At 44.4% G+C, this 22,986-nt stretch carries 19 protein-coding genes; 9 read left to right on the top strand and 10 right to left on the bottom strand.

Annotated features, from left to right (window positions below; genetic code table 11):
- Positions 1-178: 178 nt before the first annotated feature.
- On the bottom strand, positions 179-754 hold the full coding sequence (locus H6G17_RS05575) for an XRE family transcriptional regulator (RefSeq protein WP_192154953.1): 576 nt from the start codon (positions 752-754) through the stop codon (positions 179-181).
- Between the two features lie 172 nt (positions 755-926).
- Between H6G17_RS05575 and H6G17_RS05570 the strand changes: the two genes are divergently transcribed.
- Positions 927-2,120, top strand: coding sequence for an NAD(P)/FAD-dependent oxidoreductase (locus tag H6G17_RS05570; RefSeq protein ID WP_192154951.1), 1,194 nt, complete (start codon positions 927-929; stop codon positions 2,118-2,120).
- 47 nt (positions 2,121-2,167) lie between these two features.
- On the opposite strand, the gene H6G17_RS05565 is transcribed toward H6G17_RS05570, so the two are convergent.
- Entirely contained in the window at positions 2,168-2,887 is a 720-nt protein-coding gene (locus H6G17_RS05565; protein WP_192154949.1) for a diacylglycerol/polyprenol kinase family protein, read from the bottom strand.
- Positions 2,888-2,927: 40 nt separating this feature from the next.
- Between H6G17_RS05565 and H6G17_RS05560 the strand changes: the two genes are divergently transcribed.
- Together H6G17_RS05560 and yidD are read left to right on the top strand one after the other, a co-directional pair.
- Positions 2,928-3,131, top strand: coding sequence for a hypothetical protein (locus H6G17_RS05560; protein ID WP_192154947.1), 204 nt, complete (start codon positions 2,928-2,930; stop codon positions 3,129-3,131).
- A gap of 42 nt (positions 3,132-3,173) precedes the next feature.
- On the top strand, positions 3,174-3,416 hold the full coding sequence (gene yidD / locus H6G17_RS05555; protein WP_192155129.1) for a membrane protein insertion efficiency factor YidD: 243 nt from the start codon (positions 3,174-3,176) through the stop codon (positions 3,414-3,416).
- A 104-nt stretch (positions 3,417-3,520) separates the two neighbouring features.
- Here yidD and H6G17_RS05550 read toward each other — a convergent pair whose 3' ends face one another.
- Positions 3,521-5,629: a serine/threonine-protein kinase gene (locus tag H6G17_RS05550; protein ID WP_192155127.1), complete on the bottom strand. Its 2,109-nt coding sequence runs from the start codon at positions 5,627-5,629 to the stop codon at positions 3,521-3,523.
- Positions 5,630-5,818: 189 nt separating this feature from the next.
- Positions 5,819-5,983 (bottom strand): hypothetical protein, encoded by a 165-nt coding sequence (locus H6G17_RS33110; protein WP_206757142.1) that lies wholly within the window; start codon positions 5,981-5,983, stop codon positions 5,819-5,821.
- A gap of 370 nt (positions 5,984-6,353) precedes the next feature.
- On the opposite strand from H6G17_RS33110, the gene H6G17_RS05545 reads away from it, so the two are divergent.
- A complete protein-coding gene (locus H6G17_RS05545; protein WP_192154945.1) occupies positions 6,354-7,463 on the top strand; it encodes a WD40 repeat domain-containing protein in 1,110 nt (369 codons plus the stop codon).
- Positions 7,463-8,152 (top strand): M15 family metallopeptidase, encoded by a 690-nt coding sequence (locus H6G17_RS05540; RefSeq protein WP_192154943.1) that lies wholly within the window; start codon positions 7,463-7,465, stop codon positions 8,150-8,152. Before H6G17_RS05545 ends, H6G17_RS05540 begins: the two co-directional genes overlap by 1 nt.
- Before the next feature lie 29 nt (positions 8,153-8,181).
- Here H6G17_RS05540 and H6G17_RS05535 read toward each other — a convergent pair whose 3' ends face one another.
- The 5 genes from H6G17_RS05535 to H6G17_RS05515 all read right to left on the bottom strand — a co-directional run bounded on the left by H6G17_RS05535 (position 8,182) and on the right by H6G17_RS05515 (position 15,451).
- Positions 8,182-9,759 (bottom strand): DUF6798 domain-containing protein, encoded by a 1,578-nt coding sequence (locus H6G17_RS05535; protein ID WP_192154941.1) that lies wholly within the window; start codon positions 9,757-9,759, stop codon positions 8,182-8,184.
- Positions 9,760-9,874: 115 nt separating this feature from the next.
- Entirely contained in the window at positions 9,875-11,422 is a 1,548-nt protein-coding gene (locus tag H6G17_RS05530; protein ID WP_192154939.1) for a glycosyltransferase family 39 protein, read from the bottom strand.
- 47 nt (positions 11,423-11,469) lie between these two features.
- A complete protein-coding gene (locus H6G17_RS05525) occupies positions 11,470-13,077 on the bottom strand; it encodes a glycosyltransferase family 39 protein (protein ID WP_192154936.1) in 1,608 nt (535 codons plus the stop codon).
- A 60-nt stretch (positions 13,078-13,137) separates the two neighbouring features.
- Positions 13,138-14,691 (bottom strand): glycosyltransferase family 39 protein, encoded by a 1,554-nt coding sequence (locus H6G17_RS05520; protein WP_192154934.1) that lies wholly within the window; start codon positions 14,689-14,691, stop codon positions 13,138-13,140.
- A 34-nt stretch (positions 14,692-14,725) separates the two neighbouring features.
- Positions 14,726-15,451, bottom strand: coding sequence for a WecB/TagA/CpsF family glycosyltransferase (locus tag H6G17_RS05515; protein ID WP_192154932.1), 726 nt, complete (start codon positions 15,449-15,451; stop codon positions 14,726-14,728).
- 229 nt (positions 15,452-15,680) lie between these two features.
- On the opposite strand from H6G17_RS05515, the gene uvrA reads away from it, so the two are divergent.
- A complete protein-coding gene (uvrA, locus tag H6G17_RS05510; protein ID WP_199316529.1) occupies positions 15,681-18,710 on the top strand; it encodes an excinuclease ABC subunit UvrA in 3,030 nt (1,009 codons plus the stop codon).
- On the opposite strand, the gene H6G17_RS05505 is transcribed toward uvrA, so the two are convergent.
- Positions 18,697-18,873: a hypothetical protein gene (locus H6G17_RS05505; RefSeq protein WP_192154930.1), complete on the bottom strand. Its 177-nt coding sequence runs from the start codon at positions 18,871-18,873 to the stop codon at positions 18,697-18,699. The two genes, uvrA and H6G17_RS05505, sit on opposite strands and share 14 nt — an antisense overlap.
- A 288-nt stretch (positions 18,874-19,161) precedes the next feature.
- Here H6G17_RS05505 and H6G17_RS05500 point away from each other — a divergent pair, with 288 nt between their 5' ends.
- The 3 genes from H6G17_RS05500 to grpE all read left to right on the top strand — a co-directional run bounded on the left by H6G17_RS05500 (position 19,162) and on the right by grpE (position 22,860).
- Positions 19,162-21,639 carry a tetratricopeptide repeat protein gene (locus tag H6G17_RS05500; protein WP_199316528.1) on the top strand — a complete coding sequence of 826 codons (2,478 nt, stop codon included), beginning with the start codon at positions 19,162-19,164 and terminating at the stop codon, positions 21,637-21,639.
- 25 nt (positions 21,640-21,664) lie between these two features.
- Positions 21,665-21,964: a DnaJ domain-containing protein gene (locus H6G17_RS05495; protein WP_192154928.1), complete on the top strand. Its 300-nt coding sequence runs from the start codon at positions 21,665-21,667 to the stop codon at positions 21,962-21,964.
- Between the two features lie 104 nt (positions 21,965-22,068).
- Positions 22,069-22,860, top strand: a complete 792-nt coding sequence (gene grpE, locus H6G17_RS05490) for a nucleotide exchange factor GrpE (protein WP_192154924.1) — start codon at positions 22,069-22,071, stop codon at positions 22,858-22,860.
- Positions 22,861-22,986: the final 126 nt, after the last annotated feature.

Here is a 22,986-nt window from a genome sequence, read left to right as displayed (position 1 = left end):
TTAGCCAGCGATCTTAGTTCGGATGACCGTTACTTAAGATACTACAAAACTAATCTTTGTTCAATATATTGAATTTTTGCCATATCAAAAAAATGTAACAATGAACTAACTCGCCGCTTACGGACAGGGGGAGTTCAATATATTGAATTTTTGACTTCTGCTTCAGCTGCAAAACATACTACAAAACATAAACGAGTAATGCCCGCGCTTCTTGCTCGCCAAGATTTTGAATTTGGTGTTTGGTATCAGCCGGATATCTCGCTGTATCGCCTGAGTTTAGAGTTTGCTCGCATGTGCCGCTTTTAACCAGTAAATCTCCGCTTAAAACAGTTAAATGCTCGTAACTACCAGATGCGTGCGGTTCGCTCTCCAAACAAGCATTTGGTTCCATCACCAGTTCGTACCACTCAGTAGCACCAGCAGATGAGATCGGGCTTAAAATTCGTAACTTACACTTACCATCTTGGTTAGCAATTGTGGGAGTATGGTGCGATCGCATCACCTCAATTTTCGTAGGCGCGATCGCGGTTTCCACGTGCGCTTGACTAACTAACTCGGTAATACTGACATCTAAGGCATGGGCGAGACTCCATAAAGTGGCGATCGTCGGATTTGTTAACTCTCGTTCGATTTGCGACAGCATTGACTTAGAGACGCGAGAGCGTTGAGCGAGTTGTTCCAGAGTCAAATTACGGCGTTTGCGGATAGATTTCACGATCGCCCCGATTGCTGGCGGGGAAGGCTGGCGAGTCATCTACAGTAACAGTACGATTGTATTTTTTACTCTAGGAGATGACAGCAGCAATTCGCCAATGCCAAAGTTGCGGTAACTCAAATTAACTCCCGCAGCAAGAGCAGGAATTTGTAATTGCTTTGTTAGAGTGAAGAGAGTAGCCCTACTCGCAATTCGATCGCCCCTCAGAATTATGTCCCAACAACCCGCACGTATTTGTATTCTCGGTGGCGGCTTTGGCGGTTTATATACGGCACTACGCCTGAGCCAATTACCTTGGGAATCGGAAAAACCAGAAATTGTCCTAATCGATCGCAGCGATCGCTTCTTATTTTCACCCCTGCTGTACGAATTGCTCACGGGTGAATTGCAAACTTGGGAAATTGCCCCGCCGTTTGTCGAACTCCTCGCCTCAACTGGGATTCGCTTCTGCCAGGGTGAAGCAGCAGAAATCGATATTTACGAACAGCGAGTCCGGCTGCAAGATGGAATCGAAATTCCCTACGATCGCTTAGTACTAGCTTTAGGAGGCGAAACGCCTCTAGATATGGTTCCTGGGGCATCCTCCTACGCTTTCCCCTTCCGTACCCTTGCCGATGCCTACCGCATGGAAGAACGGCTGCGACTACTTGAAGCATCTACAGCAGATAAAATCCGCGTGGCAATTGTCGGGGGAGGATATAGCGGAGTAGAATTGGCGTGTAAGCTGGCAGATCGTGTTGGTGAAAGAGGACGCTTCCGATTAGTAGAACTGAGCGACCAAATTCTCAGAACTTCCCCAGAGTTTAACCGCGAAGCAGCCACAAAAGCATTGGAAAAAAGAGGGATTTGGCTCGATCTGGAAACCAAAGTCGAGTCAATCGAACCGAATGCGATCGCCCTAGAGTATAAAAATCAAGTCGATATTATTCCCGTAGATCTTGTCGTTTGGACTATAGGCACGCGAGTCGCGCCAATAGTGCGATCGCTGCCCCTCAAACAAAATCAACGCGGACAACTCACGGCAACATCAACTCTACAAGTCATAGATCGTCCCGAAATTTTTGCTTTGGGTGACTTAGCTGAATGTCGCGATGCCGCAGAGCAACAAGTTCCCGGTACTGCCCAAGCTGCCGTACAACAGGCAGACTATGCCGCTTGGAATATTTGGGCTTCCTTGACCCACCGTCCTTTACTTCCCTTCCGCTACCAGAATTTAGGGGAAATGATGACTCTGGGTATTGACAATGCCACGCTTGCAGGTTTAGGAATTAAGCTAGAGGGTTCTCTCGCCGCGATCGCCCGTCGCCTTGCTTATTTATATCGACTGCCAACTCTAGACCATCAAATTAAGGTGGGCATCAATTGGCTTACCCGCCCATTTTTGCAGGGACTAGAAGAGAGCTGAAGTTATAAGTCGTAAGTCGTAAGTTGGTGCGCGTACTCGCTACTCTCTTACAACAACTGAGTTAAAAGAAATCCCAATCCGGCGCTAGCTATGGGTACGGATAAATTATCAATGCCGTACCAAGAAAAAGCTTCTAGACCTGTAGCTACTAGAGCAACTACAAAAGCCACAAGCCAAACTAACCAAGAATTACCGTGTACGGCTACGAGAATGGAGCTACTCACAATGTAGCTGACTACAGCCATAGTCAAAGAGCCTTCCCAGCTTTTTTTCACACCCCCAACCTTGTAGACATGCTTTCCGTAACGCTGTCCGATTAAAGCTGCGAGTCCATCACCCCAAGTCATAATGAGTATGCCCAAGGCAGCGAAGTAGGGTTTCTGTACTGCCCAAAACCAAGCGACCAAAACGCCGATGCTTACAGCGTAGAAAAACGTCCCTAAGCTCTTGCGTCCGATACTGTTGATTCCTGGTAGAAGTGGCAGGCGATAGGATAATAAAGTCGCAATACCTGCTAATACTGATGCGCCAATCCCTACCCAGGCAGGAATATTGAATAACCAAGCGAATAAAATGACATTGCCAGTACCAATGTGAACGATTTTCCGCACAATTTCGGGATCGCTACTTGCGAAACGGCTAACTGCACCTGCGATCGCCAGAACAATTCCCAGCCAAACTCCTACCACCGCTATTTGCAGCCAGAGAGGGGGAATTCGAGCCAGTAGCGGAAAATCAACCATCAACGACTCAATCAAAACAGTCATAAAAGCTACTACATCAAATGTAGTAGATTTGGGATACATAATGAAGAGGGAACAGGGAGCAGGGACGAGCTGGGAGAGATCGAGCAGAGGAAGCAGAGGAGCAGAGGAAGCAGAGGAGCAGAGGAAGCAGAGGAGCAGAGGAAGCAGAGGAAGCAATTCTAGTCACTGGTTCCACCAGCCACTAGCCACGCACTACACCCCACACCCTACACCCGCATCAACAGGCACCACGCACCACTTATGACAAATGACAAATGACCAATAACATTGGAGGAAATTATCGGTGTTGAAGATCGGATTAATTTGGTTAATTCGGGGCTATCGAATGTTAATTTCTCCTCTATTGCTGCCATCGTGTCGGTTTCATCCTACCTGTTCTACTTACACCATAGAAGCGATCGAACGTTTTGGTGCTTGGCGGGGTGGAATTTTGGCAGTGCGACGCATCTTACGCTGTCATCCCTGGCATCCAGGCGGCTACGATCCTGTACCAGCAGGGAGGGAGCAGGGAGTAGGGAGTAGGGAGTAGGGAGACAAGGGGGAGCTGAGGAGGCTGAGGAGGCTGAGGAGATAAAATACTAACTGGTCAGGAGTCACTCCACACCCCACACCCCACAGCCCACACCCCACGCACTAAGGCACGGTTTTTGTTTGCCAGTTGTATAAACTTCTGGTGTTTCCCACTGGAAAACGGGCGCGTCTGCGGATTGGGCGGTTGGTGCGTCTGGCGATCGCGGGTTTGACTCGTCTGGAGATGGGTCGCGATCGCTTTACAGTCGTTCGTCTCAAAGTCGTTCGTCTTATCGTCGATTGAGGACGGGAGGTAGAAGTTGCGATCGCGGTTCTAGAGCGGTTGGGGCGGCTGCGGGGGCGATTGGTAACGGTTTTGGGTCTAGATGGAGTTACGGGTTGCGTTCGAGGTTGAGGTGGCTTTGCTGTCGTTCTAGACTGTTGCGGTGGGATAACAGTATGGGACGCTAAAGCAATTTTAATGGCTGCTTGTTGGGCAAGAGGAGAGATCTGCTGTTGCCAGTAGGGATGAATAGTAACTTTTCTAGTAGCTTTGAGGACATCTTGCCACTTGCCAACAGCGGCGGCGCTTTTTGCTGCTTCCCAAGCGGCGCGGTTGTTTTGCCAGTCTCGTTGCCATTGGGCAATTGCAGTTTGGGCTGTTTGATAGGCAGGGTTAGTTATAGAAATTGCTTTAACTAAAGCGATCGCCTGTGGTAAGTTTCCTGCTTCGTAATCGGTTTTCGCTTTTTCTAATAAACGGTTCGTCCACTGAGCGATCGAAGGCTTAGCTACGGGATAAAGTGGATCGGTGCTAGGAATTTGACTGCCTAGCGCGATCGCCGCCGATAGATCGGTGGTAGCTAGCTGCTGTGCCTGGGCGAGGCGACACTGTTGGAGTCCGGCTTGAACTTTGGCATTGGTACTACTGTGAGTCGATGCTAGATCGATGCACTCTTGGTATTTTCTCGCAGTTTTGAGCGCGTTCATCTGCTCCAGAGTTTGCTCTGGATCTGCGACTGGATACCAATTCGTTACGTACATTGCTGCTACGCTTGCTAAGACAGCCGTGAGTGCTGCTCCCACGCGGAGGGGATAGCGCTGTCGCGTTCTGGAGGCTTTAGCAGGAGTTGATCGATCGGGGTTTACTAATGCTACAGCGGGTGGGTCGGGTATCCGTTCTAGAACTGGTAGTGCTTGGGTGGCAACCTCGGTAGTTGGGGTCGTGTCGAGTTCTGCCATCGTCACAGTATGATTCTCAGGGAGATCGGTTTTCACCTCACGCTCTATGCCTTTAGGAGTGCCAACCAGAGTCAGATATTTCTCGACGTTCGACTGGTTGAAACGAGATGCAGGTGGCGGTTGAATTCCTATAACTGGTTGCAGTAATGTGGGAAAATTGGCGAGTTGGCGCAGGGCAACCAAAGCAGCTACCGCCGTTTGATAGCGATTTTTGCTGTTGTAGCGCACCATTTTGGCAATGACTGCCCCCAGTCCCTCGCTGACTTTGGCATGTTGTCGCCACTCAATTTCGCCAGTATCCGACTGTTCTGCTAACTGGGAAGGATTCATCCCTGTCAGAGCTTGAATGGCGATCGTGCCGAGGGCATAAATATCGCTATTGGGTTGAGGTCTACCTTGACCTTGTTCTGTAGGCATATAACCGGGAGTACCGATCGCGATCGTGGCTGGTGGGCTGTTTTCCTGTTGCCCGGTTCGCGTAAACACCTGCGTCCAAACCTGTTTGACTGAACCAAAATCTACTAAGACTAACTTGCCATCTGCGATTCGCCGGATGAGATTGTCAGGTTTAATATCGCGATGAATTGCTGCGTGAGCGTGGACGAAAACCAATATTTCTAGGACTTCTTGTAGTAGTTGGTAGACTTTACTTTCTTCCCAGCGATCGCCCGGAATTAATTCTTTGGTAAGAGTATGCCCTTGAATGAACTCTTGAACGAGATAAAACTCTTGATGTTCTTCAAAATAAGCTAGTAACCGAGGAATCTGGTCGTGATTGCCAAGTTGCTCTAAAATTTCTGCTTCTGTTTGAAACAACCGCCTGGCATTGTGCAAAAATTTAGAGTTGACGCTAGCAGGCTGGAGGTGCTTAACGACACATCGAGGATTTCCTGGTCGATGCATGTCTTGGGCTACGTAGGTTTGACCAAAACCACCATTGGCTAGAACTTCTACAACTTGGTAACGCCCGCCTAGCAACTTGCCTCTCATCACCTGAATTCCCAGAAAATTAAGAACATGTTACAATATTTACAAGCTCTCTACTTACTCCTACGGTAATAATTACGTATTCTTTAAATTAAATTTTGAGTTGGTCTCAGGTAGTGTAAGTCCTCGGATATTGTTGAGAATCAGCAGTCGTAAAAATTTAAGGATCGAAAACTTAAATTTAGTGCTTTCTCACAAAGATGTCGTTTCAAGTGCATGAGTTCCTAAAAACAAAGCTAAAATTTTAAATCCCAGTGCCAAAAACAAAGTTTTTACAACGCTCTCAAGTTTGATAATGGTATCTTTATCGATCGCCGTGTAGTAAAACAGACTATACAGTGGAGAAAACACAATCATTCTATCTTGTAAAGGTTCTGCTTTTCTCCCTCCTGCTTGCTTGCACTTGTTGGCACTTTGCTTTTTGACAGCAAAGTCCTCAAAAGAACTGTTAATAATAACCTAACTGCATGATGTGAAAAATTTATTCAAAGATCGCCAGAAATTCAAAATTTGCTTGCCACCAAATTTATTTCAACTTGGCAGGTACGAGCGATCGCGTCGATTTTTGGTAAATTTATCCCTAGTAACTCTATTCCTAGTAAAAAGGTAGTTCAGTCCGTCCACTTTGTCTAGCCTCTAGAGATTTTTACTCAAACAAGAGAGCCATTAGTCCAAAAACTATTTCTAGGTTAGCAATAATACAGCCAGTATCACTCCAGCTTCATCTATGCCACCTCAGTCTTTAGTTTCAATTGCTATTGCGATCGCGTGTCAGTTGTCAGTTGTCAGCTATCAGGGAGCAGAGAGCAGGGAGCAGGGAGCAGGGGAAAAAGAGCTGAGGGAGCTGAGGGAGAAAAAATACCACGCACCACTCTCTTACCGTCAACTACCAACTACCAACTACCAACTACCATTACTCCTAACTCGTCTATGGCAGGGAAAATTTCAAGTCGATACGATTAGCGGCGGGCATCGACGGGCAGTTTATTCAGTAGCGTTCAGCCCGAACAGTCAGATGATTGCAAGTAGCGGTGGAGATCGGACGATCAAAATTTGGTATTTGGCAGGGAAAAGATTGTTGCAAACCTACATAGCACACAGAGATTGGGTGAGTTCTCTCGCGTTTATGCCCGACAAAACCGGACAAAAAACGATTCTGGCTAGTGGGAGTGGGGATAGAACGGTTAAGCTATGGAATTTGCGGCATCGAAAATTAATTCGTACCTTTGTGGGACATAAAGATTGGGTGAGTTCGGTAGCTTTTAGCCCGAATGGAAAACTTTTGGCAAGCGGTAGTGGAGATAATACCGTGAGGCTATGGAACCTCAGAACTGGAAAAGCCTTGCGCATCATCAGCGAAGGCAGTGGAGTTACGGCGATCGCCTTTAATCCCGATGGTAAAACCCTAGCTAGCAGCACTTTTTTCAATAGCGTCCAACTCTGGGATGTCGAGAGTGGCGAACTGATTCGTACTTTTACCGGACACAAACGTCCAGTATACGCGATCGCCTTTAGTCCCGATGGCGAAACCCTTGCCAGTGGAAGCAATAACGGGCAAATTATTCTATGGCGAGTTGAAAGCGGTAAGTTGCAAGAAACTATCAAAGCCCACAAAAAAGAAGTCACATCGCTATCTTTTAGCGCGGATGGCGACACCCTCGCCAGCGCCAGTGGAGACAAAACGATTAAATTGTGGAATCCAGCCAACGGAGATTTATTGCGTAGCTTATCAGATCATTCAGCCGGAGTCACTGCCGTTATCTTCAGCCCCAGAGGACAAACTTTCGCAAGCGGTAGCAAGGATAGAACGATTAAAATTTGGCGAGAAGAATCTTGATGAAACCTTACCAACAGATTCAAATTACAGAATCTGGGGAACCGCTAGTAGAAATTCCGCTAGAAGAGTTTGCTGTAGAGTCACCCCATCCCTACCAGTTACTCGGTGCGCCTTATCAAGGGCGATCGCCTTATCATTTACGACAAGGGGTACTGAATCGCCTCCTGCAAGCCCAAATCTATCTTCAACAGTCTCATCCCCAGTGGCGCATTCAAATTTTCGATGCCTATCGTCCAATTGCCGTGCAAAATTTTATGGTAGATTATGCTTTTAGTCAAGTTTTGCAAGCAGAAGGACTGACGGTAGAACAATTATCTCCCGACCGACAACAGGCTTTATGGCAGCAAGTGTATCAAATTTGGGCAGTTCCTAGCACCGATCCCAAGACTCCCCCACCTCACAGTACGGGTGCAGCAGTCGATATTACCTTGGTAGATGCGGCTGGAATGACAGTAAATATGGGTTCTCCAATTGATGAGATGTCAGCGCGATCGCAACCCGATTATTTTGCAAATAGCGCCGATCCTGTAGAGCAAGAATATCACGAGCGCCGCCAGTTATTGCGAGATATCATGCTCAAAGCTGAGTTTACTCGCCATCCTGGGGAATGGTGGCATTTTTCCTTCGGCGATCAAATGTGGGCATGGCTGAGCGATCGCCCTGTAGCTCAATATGGTGGTATCGTGTAGAGACGTTACGTGTAACGTCTCTACACGACTCACTTTTTAAGCTGATAAACCCCATAGCGATCGTCTTTGTATAGTTGAGCTAAAAAGGTGCAGTTAGCATTGAAATTTTGGCTTTCGGTGACGACTTTGTTAATTTGATAATCGGCTATGAGTTGTTTTAAAATGTCGCACTGGCGATCGCTTGGCGATTCATAAAATACTTGTGCGGCTAAATTTCTTTCATACCATTCTAAAACTTCGACATCTTTATATGGGTGTGATTTAAAGTTAACTAGAATAGGAGCGCCTGTATAAACTCTAAATTTGCGTAACTCTTTATTTTTATTTGGGACTAGATAGAGATCTTCTTGTTGCGTTGTTTCTCTAACATAATTCAACATTGGAACGCTTCTATCTTGTTCTACAAACATTTGTCCTTGGTTGTACAAGCCAAGCACAAAAACCATAGATATTGTAGCTAAACTCGCCGCCATCACCGAGCGTTTGTGTTTGACTTGAAAGTAGCGATCGAATAAGTAAGATACGAGCCAAGCAACTATAATACTAGTGGCGATCGGCACTAAAACCGCAGAAAGCCGCCAAGGAGCAACAAAAGCTATTGTGTTATTGGGGTAGAATATTTGAATAATAGTTAAAGTAACAATAATTAAGAAAGGAATAAATAGAGTCGCAAAAACTTTAGTTTTTCTAATTAAATACAGTGCTATAACAACTAAAAAAATTTGTAAATAAGCTGAAGGTTTACTTAAAAAAATCTGCGGGATGGAGTGGTGAGGAATTCTTAATTGGACGATGATATATTGAGATTTTGCCCACAGTTCAGAGGTGGTTGGTCTGAACTGAAAATACATATAACTAAATACTGGTAGTAATAATAGAGTTGATAAGACTCCAACTGATATGACTTTAATCAAACTACCTTCATTTTTATAGATAATAATTAAGTAAGTTAAGCAAATAATTGCCGCACCCATAAGATAGGTAGGATGAAAGGTAGCTGCTAAAGCTAGACAAGCTACAGCTAAGAAATAATTTCGGTGGAGAAACCGATAGATCGAGAAAATGATAAAAACACCAAAATTACTTGGTTGAAAGTAAGGTCCAAGAACGTACTGTTCTGCAACTCCATAATGAATATTTAAAGCCGTATCTAAATCGAGAACTTTAATTTGAATATTGATAGAATGAAGAACGAGCAGGACAGCAAAAAAAACTAAATATTGCAGGCGATCGCTATGATTTTTAGAATCTATAGCTATTTTAGAGTTTATACCAATTGGGAAAATAAATGAAATAATTCCAGTCAGACTGTAAATATATACGCCAAAAATAATTATATAATAAAGATAAAAAGCATATTCATTTAAATATAAATGAGTTATCTTGACTAAAAAAGTAAAAGCTGGTAAAGGATCGATAGTGCTGGCAAACCAATCATTTTTTAAAAAACCATAGCCAGCTTGTGCTAGTCCATGTAAAAATTTAGTTGTTTGATTGTCGTAGTATAAAGGTCTTTGAGTGTAGGAAATTCCAAAGACAAAAGCAATGAGTAAAAACTGACTTATTGACAAAAGTTTTTTCTTCAAAGGAATTAGATTGATTTTCATTTGTATTCTTAACCGGGCGTTATCTGTTTATAGCGGTTTCCATATAGATACAATACGTCTGTAGGGGCGCACAGCTGTGCGCCCCTACTACAAATATGTGTACCTCTATCATCTTTTAAGAAAAATCATACAAGTACGCAAACGAACCGGGAACTGTAAAAACATCAATTTTTTGACCCATACTATCTAAATAAGTTAAAATTCTTTGCTGCTCATTTGGAACGTGAGTAATGTGAGATAATACGATCCACACCCTTTTATTACCACGCAGTTTATCGAAATCATTTTGATATCTTTGCCATTCTTGTTCTGACATTCCCTTCCCATCATATTCATCGAGATCGTCTATTCCAATAATGTAATCACCCTCACGGTAGCCATATTTTGCAGCGTAGTATCTAAATTGATATTCAGCTCTTTGATAAATGTATAGAATATCTCCTGGTTGTTGATGAGTTTTTACGTAACTCATAACTTGCTTGATTTCTTGTTTCGTTTGTGGCTGTACTAGACGATGGCTAGCATTAGCTATAGGAACGGCAAGCAGCAAGCTGATAATTAACATACCGATAATAGCAGTCAATTTATTTCTACAAGTTTTCTGCCAAATGAAATAACTTCCCTCTGCAATTCCTAAAATAAAAAAGGGAGTTAAAAAGACAACTAAGCGACTGTGGAAAGGATATTTTTGCAGATAACCTGCAAGCAACGTCACTAAGAAAGGAGAAATTAGAATAAATAGGATTTCTCTTTTCCGATACCAAAAGGAGATAAATCCAGCTAGACAAACTAAACGAGGAACAACAACCCAAGGTTCGGGAAAACCTAAAGGATCTTTGAACAATTTGATATATCTTAAGTACGACCAGTTAATATCAAATATTGATGTAGGAAAAGCATACTTATTTGTCCACGATCGCAATAAATATTCACTTTCACCTAGATTTCTCAAAGATAAAAAATATAAGCTAGCAAAACTTAACAACCAAATTGAAGTTACTGCCAATACTATAATTAACTTTTTTCTATTTTTTTGCTGCCAATTAGCTAATATATGATATATTCCCACACCTGCCAAAACAAAAATTGCTGGATGGGAAAACCAAACTGCGATCGCACCTCCTATTGCATATGCTATTAGTTGAAAAGGCTCGCTCTTTTTCCGATTCAAAGATACTCCAATTGTAGAGCAAAGTATGGCAATGGCTACATCAGTTGAATACTGTTTAACTTCGGAAGCAAAGTAAAGCAAATATTCTAAACCAACAAAGAGAGTTAAGGCAATCAGAACGGCTGGTTTTTGCAAACATTTTTTTGCTAGATGGTAAAATAAAAATAAAGCAGCAATACTAGAAATTAAAGGAAAGAGTCTTAAGGCATACTCGTTGTTACCGAATAACTGAACTGCTAGCTTTTCTATCATTAAAAAGCCAATGGGTGCGCCTTGGTTATAATCTAAAGGCTGGAGCAATTCTAAATACGAGCGATTGACAATATTTAAAGCTAGTGCGGCTTCGTCATTCCATAAAGAACGATTAAATAGATATTGAACTAGCCTAACTAAGATACCAAAGCCGATAATGACGAGTGATATTCTGTTTAGAGTGAAAGCAGTAAATTTACTTGGTTGAAGCTTTTTAAATTGCTTTATAGTAGTTTGCATAAAGTTGGATAAATATAGAGTTGCGATCGCAACAGTAATTGTTATAACTAGTTTAGGGAAATTGATTGATCTTGGCTCAACCTCCAGAGACGGGCGGGTTCGTAAACCAATTTTGTTGTACAATTCTGTATTTGGTTAAACTTGTTTAACATTTCCTCTGAAGGTTTGTACGCAAATATGTCACTGTAGTTCGTAGAAATCTCGGAATCAAAGGACAGATTAGATGTAAAATCGAGTTGGCAAGTATGGCATTTGGGGTTGAGCTGAAATTGAACCTTTGGTTCTAGCAAATAGCTTAAAGAAATAATTCTGCCAATCTTAGTATCGCTAATTACTAATGGACGATTTGCCTGATTTATGATTTGAGCAACTTGAGGATTTTCAGCACTATTACCTTTAGTCCACCAAGTCTCCGTTCGAGCGCTGACTACACAGGATAAAATACCAGAAGTTAACAGCACGAGTGTTAGTAACCGCCAAAATTTTTGCTGTTTGACACTGCTTGATGAGAGTTTAGTAGCTAGTAAATAAGCAACAGCAATTTGAATCCCTAAATAAGTAGGAATGAGATAACGCATCGTCAGCGATCGCTGTCCTCCTAAAATCAAATCTGGTAAAATTAGGGGTATAGTTGGTACGACGATCGATAGCAGGATAAATAATGAAACCTGCTTAGTTGTTGTCCGATACAGAAAATAGAGAGAGTATCCTGTCAGTAATAAGAATGGCAAAATGATAAAATGTGCTAGATCGAGTCTAGATTCTAAACTTGACTGTCCCCAAACATCAAAAAAAATATAACTCAAGTTGAAAACCCAGGTTTTCGCTAAACTGATTAGGGGTACAGCTTCATCCTTATTGACATTACTGTTAATTTCAGAAAAATTGCTGACAACAATAACTAGCCAAGGTATAAACGCTGCGATCGCGGTGAGAGAAGCGATAAAATAAGCAGAGAATGCTTTGCTAAATTGTGATGTCTTCAAGCTAAATAAATATAGTCCGTGAGCGATCGCGACTAAACCAGTAAATAAAAATGTGTATAATCCTACAATAAGACTAATTGCGTACAGTCTCCAACTTAGTTTACTGCTGAGACGAATAGCGCGTAGTACAGACGCACTTGATAGTAAAATTATCACCGTCCACAAACTATACTGACGTGCTTCCTGAGCCATTAAAACATGAAATGGCGAGACTGCGACTAACGCCATAGAAACCCAAGCAACCGAGGGTGATGGAAATAATTCCCTACACAGCCAGTAGATACTAGGAAAGACAAGCACGCTAATTAGAGCCGATAAACCTCTAATTGCAGCAATTGAATCACCCAACCATTTTACCCAAAAATGAGCGATCGCATAATACAGCGGCGGATGCTGAAAATCTTCCGTAGCCAAAGATTTTATCGTGTCTAATAAGTTTCTCCCAGCATCGTGCTGATACCGTTGTAAATCTTCTACACTCACAACAGGATGACGAGAAACTTGTTGAATGACTTCTGCTTCCGTGTAGCCAAAAATACGCAATGAAGTGAAGACTTCATCGTACCAATAAACTTTGCGATCGAGATAGAGAAATCGAAAAAATATACCGATAACTAGAAAACTGATAATTAATAATTGCCATCTAGTCAATGGTAAGTCATACTTCATGAGAATTATCTTACTAAATTATCGTTTAGGCGATCGCAGTGTGACATATCTACTTGCTGGCTAATTAAAATCATACAAATATACAAAAGAGCCTTCCTTCTCAAAAGCATCAACACGTTTACCGATACCATCAAGATAAGCTAAAACTCTTTCTTGCTCATCTTCCCAGCGCCGCAAGTGGGATAATAAGATCCACACCCTTTGCTTACCGCGTAACTTATCAAAATCGCTGGTATATCGCCGCCATTCTGCTTCTGAAATACCTTGTCCATCTTGACGATCGAGATCGTCTATCCCTAAAATATAATCTCCTTCCTGGTAGCCATACCAATTCGCATAATATTTAAATTGATATTCAGCGCGTTCGTAAATATAAATAGTATCTCTTGGTTGCTGATGACTTCTCATGTAACTAAGAACGGGTTTAATTTCTTGTTTAGTATAGGGATCGAAGATGAGATAAGCAGCAGTTCCTATCGGAGGAACGAGAAGTAATATCAAAATTAGAGTACTGATTTTCCTCAAAACTCGATGATGGCTTATCTGTCGAATTGCAACTGTTCCTTCTGCAATGAAAAGGATAAAAAAAGGAATTAAAAATATGACTAGCCTACCGCTAAATGGATATTTTTGTAAATAAGCTGCGAAAAAAGTTACTAAGATAGGAGCCAATAATGTCAGTAAAATTGCTCTGTTTTGAACCCAGAATGAGATACAACCAGATAAGAACGCCAGAATCGCAATTCCCAGAAAAATATCGGGAAGTCCTAACGGAATGTGAAAAAATTCTACAAAAGCATTAAACAACCAGCCAAAATCCCAAATAGATGTAGGAAATGTACCGCGTCCTGCCCAAGATTTAAATAAAGATTGATTGCTGGCTATATTGCGTAATGAAGTAAAATATGAAAGACCAAAACTAAACGCCCAGATAGCATAGATAGCTAACAGCTTTAAACTCAAGGAAAATTTCTTTTGAAATAAACTTATGAATAAATAGCTCGTCCCTATCCCAGCTAAGATAAAGACAGCCGGGTGAGAAAACCAAACGGCAACAGCGCCGATAAAGCCAAATTTTAAGATTTGTCTTAGTTTAATTTGCTGTCGTTCTATGCCAATTAAAATAAAAGATAGTATGACCGCGATCGCCACATCGCTAGAATATTGTTTTGTTTCTGTAGCAAACTGAAGCCAAATATGTACGGTGGAAAACAAAGTAAGAGCGATAATCGCAGCCTGACGAGATTGCAAGCATTTTCTAGCTAATTTGTAAAAAACAAATAAACTTGCGATCGCACTGACAAAAGGAAATAATCTCAAAGCATATTCGTTGTTTCCAAACACCTGCACCGCTAACTTTTCTACCATCAAAAAGCCAATGGGTGCGCCTTGGTTGTAATCTAAAGGCTGGAGCAATTCTAAATACGAGCGATTGACAATATTTAACGCTAGTGCGGCTTCGTCATTCCACAAAGAACGATTAAATACATATTGAACTAGCCGTACCAAAATACCAAAGCCAATAATTGTATATGGCAGCTTTTGAGGTGAAAATAGAGAAGAAACAGCCTTTTTACTAAAATAAGATTTTTGCAATTGAAATACACCGCGCATAGAATTGCTTGAGAAACGATCGGAGATTTCGATATCAATGAGTTAAACGATAAACAATTGCCTTACCTGCAAACTGAGGTAAAGCCAGCATCCGCCGCCAGCGCCAGGGTTCTTGATAGAGACGGTAAAGCCATTCCAAATTATTATTTGCCAACCATGCAGGCGCTCTTGATTTCGTTCCTGCCCAAATATCAAAGCTACCACCAACACCAATCCAAGTTGCATTAGGACACAAATAACGATTTTGGGCAATCCATAATTCTTGACGTGGCACTCCCAAACCCACCAAAATCAATTGAGGTTGGAGTTGACTGAGGTTTTGCTGAAATTGTTCCGCCTCTTCTGGGGAAATGTAGCCGTGCTGCGTACCAACAATCTTTAAATCTGGGACTTGTTGTCGCCACGTTTCGGCGGCTTTGGCTACTACTCCAGGCGCACCACCATAGAAAAATACCCGCGCCTCCGTATTCTGCAATAGAGATTCTGCCAATTCAATCCCAGGACATCGCTGTACCTGTTGGTGAAATAGTAATTTTAGGTAGAGTACCACCCCCGCACCATCGGGAATCACCAACTCTGCTTGCTGAATAGCGTTGCTTAAAGCAGGGTTTTGTTCGGCTTGCATACTCATTTCCGCATTAAGCGTTACGACATGAGTACCGAGTTGCTGCCCGATGCGCGATCGCAACCAAGCCGTATAATCATCAAGCAGATGGACTGGTAGCCCCATGACCGAAAAAGGCTTTACAACCGCACTCATAACCGTACCCCAACCCCCGCGAAAAACTCTTTAGCAAGGCTACCTTATTTACGCACGAGAGGCTAGTAAGCGAAATCGCAAGTCGCAAGTCGCAATTCTAACCCCACACCCCACACCCCACACCCTATTTACTAGCCACCAGCCACTAGCCACCAGCCACTGACAACTGAATAGCAAAGACAGCCGGAAAATCGTTAAAATCGTCAACGGACTCTTTCGCCTTGCCCTCATGAATTACCGTCCCGATGCAAAGATTGAAGTCACTGAATCCGCAAACGGGCATCATGCAGATACTTCTAACCCCAATAGCCAAAATACCATCCGTATTCGCGGCGCGAGACAGCATAATCTCAAAAATATTAGCTTAGAAATACCCCGCGATCGCCTGATCGTGTTTACGGGGGTTTCCGGTTCCGGTAAGTCTTCCCTCGCCTTCGATACCATCTTTGCTGAAGGACAGCGGCGCTACGTAGAGTCTCTCAGTGCCTATGCAAGACAATTTTTAGGGCAAGTTGATAAGCCAGATGTGGAAGCAATTGAGGGCTTGAGTCCGGCAATTTCCATCGATCAAAAATCGACTTCCCATAACCCCCGTTCTACGGTAGGGACGGTGACGGAAATTTACGACTATTTACGCTTATTATACGGACGAGCGGGTAAACCGCATTGCCCGATCTGCGATCGCTCGATTGCGCCTCAGACGATTGATGAAATGTGCGATCGCATCATGGAATTACCCGATAGAACTAAATTTCAAATTTTAGCACCCGTCGTACGGGGTAAAAAAGGGACGCACAAAAAATTACTCTCTAGTCTGGCTTCGGAAGGATTCGTCCGCGTCCGCATTAATGGCGAAGTGCGGGAACTCAGCGATTCGATTGAATTAGATAAAAATCAAGCGCACAATATTGAAGTCGTGATCGATCGCTTGATTAAAAAGCCAGGGATGGAAGAGAGATTGACTGACTCCCTCACCACCTGTCTGCGGCGTTCGGAAGGGATTGCTGTCATCGATTTATTGGATGGAGAGACAGTAGGGGCGCACAGTCGTGCATCCGCACAGGAAGGCAATGTATTAATCCATCCCACTTTACAGGCAAAAGTGGCAGAAGGGGCGAGTGCCTACGAAGTCGAAGAGAAAGATAGGGGAAGAGAAAAAGAATTATTATTTTCCGAAAACTTCGCCTGTCCCGAACACGGCGGGGTTATGGAAGAGTTATCGCCGCGTCTATTTTCTTTCAACTCTCCCTACGGTGCTTGTCCTCACTGTCACGGCTTGGGGAGTATGCAAACTTTCTCACCTGAATTAGTCGTACCCGATCCGAGTCAATCAGTCTATGCTGCGATCGCCCCTTGGTCGGAAAAGGATAACTCATATTACCTTGCTTTACTCTACAGCTTAGGGAAAGCTTTTGGATTTGAAATTCAAACCCGCTGGAACCAGCTAACTTCAGAACAGCAGCAGACAATTTTATACGGTAGCGACCAACCCGTTTGGATTGAAGAACGTAAAGATTATCGGCGTTACGCTGGGGTTATCCCCATCCTCCAGCGCCAGTTTGATGAAGCGAGTTCTGAATTAATCAAACAAAAGTTAGAACAGTATGTCGTGCAACAACCTTGTCCTGTATGTCATGGCAAGCGGTTGAAACCAGAAGCTTTAGCCGTGCGTCTGGGACAATATCACATCCTCGATCTTACCAGCGTCTCAATTCGAGAATGCCATCAGAGAATTGGTAGTATTACACTGAGCGATCGCCAAATGCAAATTGCCGATTTGGTGTTGCGCGAAATCAAAGCCAGATTGCAATTTCTCCTCGATGTAGGTTTAGATTACCTCACCTTAGACCGTCCCGCCATGACGCTTTCGGGGGGAGAAGCCCAACGCATTCGCCTCGCTACCCAAATCGGTTCCGGCTTAACAGGAGTACTCTACGTCCTTGACGAACCCAGCATCGGCTTGCACCAACGGGATAACGGGCGCTTGCTGCAAACTTTAACCAGACTGCGAGACTTGGGCAATACATTAATTGTCGTCGAACACGACGAAGAAACCATCCGCGCCGCCGATCATTTAGTAGATATTGGCGTAGGGGCGGGAGTCCACGGCGGAAATATCGTCGCCCAAGGGAATTTGCCAGCTTTACTCGCTGCACCGGAATCTTTAACTGGGGCATATTTATCGGGAAGGCGAGTGATTCAAACTCCCGCCCAACGTCGGGAAGGAAACGGACGAGAGTTAGCGATCAAAAATGCCTATCGCAACAACCTGAAAAATATTGATGTCGAAATCCCTTTGGGAAAACTCGTTTCGATTACAGGGGTATCCGGTTCGGGAAAATCTACCTTAATTAACGAATTACTTTACCCAGCTTTACAACACCACCTGACGCGCAAAGTTCCCTTTCCGAAAGATTTGCAGGAAATGAAGGGCTTAAATGCAGTTGATAAAGCGATCGTGATCGATCAATCTCCCATCGGACGCACTCCCCGTTCTAACCCAGCTACATACACGGGTGTTTTCGATGCGATTCGAGAAGTATTTTCCCAAACTATCGAAGCAAAAGCTAGGGGTTATAAACCAGGGCAATTCTCCTTTAACGTCAAAGGAGGGCGCTGCGAAGCTTGTGGCGGACAAGGCGTAAACGTGATTGAAATGAATTTTCTCCCCGACGTTTACGTGCAATGCGAAATTTGTAAAGGGGCGCGATATAACCGCGAAACGCTCCAAGTCAAGTATAAAGATAAATCGATCGCCGATGTTTTAAACATGACTGTAGAAGAGGGCGTAGATTTCTTTCAAAATATTCCCAAAGCATTCAATAAACTACAAACTTTACTTGATGTTGGCTTAGGATATATGCACCTGGGGCAACCTGCAACTACTTTGTCGGGGGGAGAGGCACAGCGGGTTAAGCTTGCCTCGGAATTATCGCGTCGCGCTACTGGAAAAACTCTGTATTTAATTGACGAACCAACGACAGGTTTATCATTTTACGACGTGCATAAATTACTCGATGTTCTGCAAAGATTGGTAGACAAAGGTAATTCTATTATTGTCATCGAACATAACTTAGATGTAATTCGTTGTAGCGATTGGTTGATAGATTTGGGACCAGAAGGAGGAGATAAGGGAGGAGAAATTATCGCTGCCGGAACGCCAGAAATAGTCGCAAAAAATCCGCGGTCTTACACCGGGCAATATTTAAAGCAGGTATTGCAACAATATCCGGCGGTTGGGGAAGTCAAAAATATGTAGGGGCGGGTTTTGAGCAAAAGTTTCTAGTTGTGGTTGTCAATTTCTCTGCTAAACCCGCCCGTACAGTAGGGGCGGGTTTTGAGCAAAGATCTAAGGTTAAGGCTGTTAAGCTATCTGCTAAACCCGCCCGTACAAAAGTTAAGTAGGGGCGGGTTTTGAGCAAAAATTTCTAGTTGTGGTTGTCAATTTCTCTGCTATACCTGCCCATACAGTAGGGGCGGGTTTTGAGCAAAGATCTAAGGTTAAGGCTGTTAAGCTATCTGCTAAACCCGCCCGTACAAAAGTTAAAAGCAATTAAAAAATGTGAATTCATCTAGTTACGCGATCGCCAAGAACTGCATGATGTTAGGCTAGAAATCGAATTAATGACTATTCTTCTAGCTCCTCCTGCCTCGCTTCAGTATAAGTTTTGCTGAAAGATATCTTTGCCAAATTTATCAGGAGTACGATCGTGAACAAGCGTCGGCTTAATCAGAAAGAACTACAAGGTGCAGCCAGCAAAGAGCGATCGCCCGTTCAAAATCCCTTTCAAATGCAACTTCAAGGGTTACTCAAGCAGCAAAAATATCGACAGGCATTGGAGGAAATAAAAAAAATTCGCCGAACAAATCTAGAAATTGAATTTACACCTTCAGAAGCCGAAATCTGGTTGTTGCGAGGGCAGCAAGAATTCCAAAAAAGCGATTTTAAGCAAGCCGAAACATCCTTTCGACGGGCGTTAGAACTAGGGTTAAGTGGAGAGGCACATTACTGGACTTGCCGTTGTTTATTATTGCAAAACCGTCTAGATGCTGCCCTAGAATTAATTCAAAATGCTTTCGAGCAAGAGATTTTACCCAAAGATTATGCGATTTGTTATCTGAAACTACTGTTGCTCAAGGGAGATACTGCTACAGTCGAGCAACTAATTGACAAACAAGTAAAACGATTTAGTGCCGCGCAACTCCACTGGGCAAAGGGAGTTTTAGCCCTAAAAGCACAGCAACCCGATGCTGCCCTTACCGCGTTTACCAAAATTAAGCGTCCGCTGACACCAGGAGACGTTCCCGATGCTTGGGTTGTCTACACTCAGCAGGCTGTGGAAAATTGGCAGGCAGCGAGTTCTATTCTAGGATTGCAGGTTTCCTCTATGTGGGGATTTCCTTTAGGCAAACCAAAATTTTTGCAGCAGCCGATTTTGCAAAGATTAGCAACTCTCCAGCAGGCGAAAACGGGGGAACCGCCCCTAGATCCGTCCGTGCAGTCGGAAGATCTGGAATCTCAAGAAGCAGTGACGGCATTAGCAATCTTACAAATGAGCGATCGCGGCGACTACCATAATGCCGCTCACGCGCTCCTCAATCTGGGACATCGCCCAATTCAACTACCCCAACTGAAAGCTCTTCGCCCTACCCTGTTGACGCTGGCAGGGCAACAAGCACTGATGCAAGGGGAAACGGATTGTACGGAAATTTTCTGGAAACCAGTGTTGGTAGAACAAGGCTTTAATCCTCAACTGGCGGTGAATTTGATCGCAGCGATGGATGCAAACGAATCGTATCGCGAGCAGCAACGCCTAATTACCCAATTATTGAAATGGGTGGAAAAGGATGGGAAGCAAAATCCGCAAAATTGGACTGGCGATCGCCTAAAATTAACCTTAGCAAACTTGCATTGTCGGTTGGCAGATACCTGGATGGCGATGGGGCGCTCTCGTACGGCGCTGGGTTCCCTGCAACAAGCAGAACGCATCTATCCAACTGCTCCAGAAGTCATCGGACGTAAAGGATTGGTGGCATTCACGGAGGATAAATACGAGGAAGCAGTCAAACTCCTCTCGCAAGCATTGGAGCAAGGCTGTCGGTATGAGGAGGTTTATGCCATGCTGCTACGCTGCTGGGACAAACTCGATAACCCGCAGGCACAACTAGAAGCCCGTCGTCGTTTTGGTAAGCACTTTGGCGATCTCAACCCAGAAGCAGAGGTGGAATTTGCACCCTGGCTCGATGCTTTATACACTCAAAACTACAGTTTTTTTCAGCGTCTCGTCCAAACAGAAAAGAAATCCGATCCTCCCTTGCGTGCCTGCCAGCTTTTTGTCGCAGCCGTGCAAAGTCCGCCCAACTCCGGCGGACGAGTTTCCCTCAACCAAGAGAAGGCAAAGCAGCAGTGGGATGCACTACTGGAGGAAATATCTGACGAGCAACAGATCCAAACCTTACAGGCGATCGCTTTGTCGATTCAACTGTTTGCCAAGCGAGAAAAGGGGATCGCGGCACTAATTAATCCATATGTTGCCAGACTTGCCGAGCTTGGCAGCGCCTATCCCCAAGCCAAAGAAGCCCATTTAATCGTTCTCGCAGTCAAAGAAACTAATCCTAAAAAGTTGGAAGCTCCCATCCGCTCTTATCTCAACACTACGCCCCAACCAGGCAACACCCTAGCACAAATCCAGCTTCAAGTACGCCGTTTTGGTTGGTCGAGAAACCTAATTCCGGCGATCGAAGCAGCCCTGAAGCGAGAACCGCAAAATTCTCTCCTGTTGTTGGCAAGAGCCACCACCTATCCCATCACCACGCCTCAGTACGAGGAGCTAAAGCAACAGGGTTTTGAAATTGCCCGTCGGCTTCAGGATGCCAAAGCCCTGCAAGCTTTTCGCGAAGAACAGGCATTCGTTGCCTTGCGACAGACTCAGGCAGTCCTACCCGATCCAGATGACTTCGATGACTTTGATGAAAATGACATGTCGGATGTTGTAGAAGCAATGATTCGGCAAATGTTTGGGCAGAAAATTCCGAAAGCAGAGCTAGAGCGAATGCTGCCCGAATTAAAACGCCAATTGCTTAACACTATACCCGATTTTGAGGATGACGAAGATGATGATTTTGACTTCGTTCCTCCCTTTGGTTTCGGGAAACCCAAACCACCCAAACACGGCTTCGGTCGGTAAATGATTATGACTGTGACTTCTCCCTATGACTTCTGCCTACGATCGCCTCGGCATCTCTCCTGATGCCACATCTGCCCAAATCAAAGCGGCATATCATCAAAAATTACGAGAATTTCCCGCCCATACCCATCCTGAAGAATTTAAAGCGATTCGGGCTGCCTATGAAGCGATTCGCAACCCAGAGACGGCAAAAGCAGACAACGATTTCTTAAAAGTGCGTCCCCTAGAGGCAACCCTCGACCCAGAGTTAATGCAACAGCTAAGAGAGCAAGCAATGGCAAGGCTTGAGCTGAGTTTGGACGACTTAATTCGGGAAACCTTTTAGTCGGGGAGCAGGGAGTATGGAGTAGGGAGCAGAGGGGCAGAGGGAGCATTACAATCCAAAATTCAAAATCTAAAATTGATTCACGCACCACGCACCACTCACTCATGACTAATGACAATCGCCAAGCACTTTTGGACAAACTTTTAGACTACCTCCAGTCACCGCTGCCGCCACCGGAGTATTTAGGCGAACCACCTGAATCTGCGCCAGCGTTCGACCCCTACCAGATGGTGAGCGAGTGGATTGCCCTCAGACAGGAGATGAAACAACAGGGGAAGCTACTCCAGACGGCTCAAGAGCGATTGCAGCGGGAACTGGAAGCAGCGCGATCGCAAAACGAACAACTGCAAAAACGTCTAGAAGCGAGCCAGCAACAAGTATCGGTACAGTATGCCAGCGAATTCGCCGCGCAGGAAAAACGGTTTGAGAAGGCGCAAGAAAACTTTTTAAAAGCGATTTTGGGGGTGCTAGATGCCCTCGATCGCGCCTGCGCCCACTGGCAGGAATCTTCATCACTTGAGATGCCCCTATCGTCTCCGTCGCAGAGCTGGCGAGGAAAGCTAGGACGTTGGCTGAGTCGCCTCGGTCAGAAGTTATCGTCTGATTCTACAACTTCTGCCCCGACTGCTCTAATGGAAACGCTTGAAAGCGATCGCCAAGGAGTAGAATTAATTCGACGGACGCTGCTAGATATTCTGAAACAACAACAGGTAGTGCCAATTGTGGCGCAAGGACAACCCTTCGATCCACAACGAATGTACGCGATCGGTCGGCAGGAGAGCGACGAACCAGAAAATACGGTGATTCAAGAAGTCGTGCGGGGTTATTTATGGCGCGAGCGGATATTGCGGGAGACACAGGCGATCGTCTCGGCTGGCAACAACACTTCTCGCTGAGGAGGCATAGTCCTTGAAGATCCCCCATCCCCCGATGAATTGGGGGCGAGATTCCCCCCCTTTTTAAGGGGGGCTAGGGGGGATCGGTGCGTAACTCCGGTAAAATTTTGAAGATCGGCGTCGATC

The organism is Chroococcidiopsis sp. [FACHB-1243] (assembly GCF_014696895.1).
Lineage (GTDB): Bacteria > Cyanobacteriota > Cyanobacteriia > Cyanobacteriales > Chroococcidiopsidaceae > Chroococcidiopsis.
The sequence above is the reverse complement of the archived record's forward strand: the minus strand, read 5'-3'. Positions and strand labels throughout refer to the sequence as shown.